1 protein-coding gene and 1 pseudogene are annotated in these 841 nt (G+C 72.5%); both read right to left on the bottom strand.

Translation table 11 applies throughout. The annotated features are described in order from the left end of the window. A pseudogene (locus ACFHWE_RS23615) lies at positions 1-216 on the bottom strand (hypothetical protein); the annotation flags it as partial. A gap of 115 nt (positions 217-331) precedes the next feature. Then, positions 332-838 (bottom strand): ATP-binding protein, encoded by a 507-nt coding sequence (locus ACFHWE_RS23610; protein ID WP_416604074.1) that lies wholly within the window; start codon positions 836-838, stop codon positions 332-334. Between the last annotated feature and the right edge of the window lie 3 nt (positions 839-841).

Below are 841 nucleotides of genomic sequence, written 5' to 3'. Positions count from 1 at the left end.
GCGGCGCTGGAGGTCGGCAGCGATCGCGTGCTCGCGTCGGTACTCGTCGCGGTGGCCGCCCCGCAGCGGCAGCCGCTGGGCGCGGCGCCGCCGGCAGGAGGGGTGGACACAGGCCGGGCAGAACGGCCCCACGAGAGGGGTGCGCCGGGGCAGCGGCGGCGGGGTGCGGTACAACCGGTCGCTGGCGGGCCGGGGTGCGGGGATAGGATGCGTCATCGATCCTGCTTTCTCACTATGTCAGTGGTGGTTTTCGGGATTGGAGGGTCCGGGAGAAGCGCTGCAACGCTCTCCTGGACCCGTTTCACGTCGTGGCCGTGATGCGCTGCGTCTTCTATGCGGTGGTGTTCCAGGGGTTGTCGGTCAGGTCGTAGGCGAGGAAGAACCAGACCTGGCGGTAGTCGCTCTGGCCGTTGTCGCCCCACGCGCTGGCCAGGGTGTCGAGGAGGGCCAGGCCGCGTCCGGACTCGGCGTGCGGGTCCAGACCTGCGGGGTCGGGGGCCAGGTAGGAGCGCTGGCCGACGGCCGTGGTGCGGTGGTTCCTGGCGCCCTGGTCGCGGCAGGTCAGGCGCAGTCCGTCGCGGCTGCGGGTGCAGGCCAGGGTGTAGGTGCCCAGCCGCTCGCCCGACCGGGAGTGGGTCAGCGCGTTGGCGGCCAGTTCGGAGCCCAGCAGGGTGAACAGGTAGCGGTAGTCCCGGTCCCTCTCGGCGGCGCAGGTGTCGAGGAAGGCCCGCACCAGCGGCAGGTGGCGGGGCGAGCCGATGAAGTCGTAGCGGCGGGTGCGGTAGTGGGCGCGGTCGGCGCGGCCGGTGAAGTAGTGGCGACAGCGCGGCGGCACCAGCGC

Source organism: Nocardiopsis sp. LOL_012, from assembly GCF_048060475.1.
GTDB lineage: Bacteria > Actinomycetota > Actinomycetes > Streptosporangiales > Streptosporangiaceae > Nocardiopsis.
This window is presented reverse-complemented; position numbering and strand designations above follow the sequence as displayed.